Here is a 534-nt window from a genome sequence, read left to right on the forward strand (position 1 = left end):
TTCATTTATTTGTTTCACTATTCGCACGCTCCCAATCACTATATATCTTCCAGCGTTACAGAGCGTGGACGCTCAATCCAACCACCATTCCCGTTCGGCACAATCTCAATCAGACTAATTCCAGCCTCTTGAATTGCTACCACACGGCCATGGTTTTTGCCCATATATTGACCTTCCTGAACCCGATGAACTCCGCCAGAATTATCAGAAATCAGAGCCCAAAGTGTGGCTGAGTCCTGCTTTTGCAAAGTACCAACCATTCTCAACTGAGTAAGCTGGAATGACTCCAACATTTCTTTAGGACGATCAAAATTTGGCTTGATGTTGCTTTGGTCTTCTGCGATTTCGACACCAACATCAACCTCTTCAACGGGAGCCGCAAAAGGAGAACGGCTGCCCGCTTCTGAATATTTGAATGACTCATAAATAATCATTTCAGGTAATGGGTCAATACGCCCAGCCGGCTTCTCATCAGCCGACTTCATGAAAGAGTCTAAATCTGCATAACCTTCGTTTCCGCCACATGCAGTGAGT

General features: G+C 45.3%; 1 protein-coding gene. It reads right to left on the reverse strand.

Going from position 1 to position 534, the window contains the following annotated elements; translation table 11 throughout:
- Positions 1 to 38: 38 nt before the first annotated feature.
- Positions 39 to 534 (reverse strand): pilus assembly protein PilP (locus A3738_RS04915; protein WP_068763406.1); only part of this gene is annotated, 496 nt, incomplete at its 5' end.

This window comes from Oleiphilus sp. HI0066, from assembly GCF_001635725.1.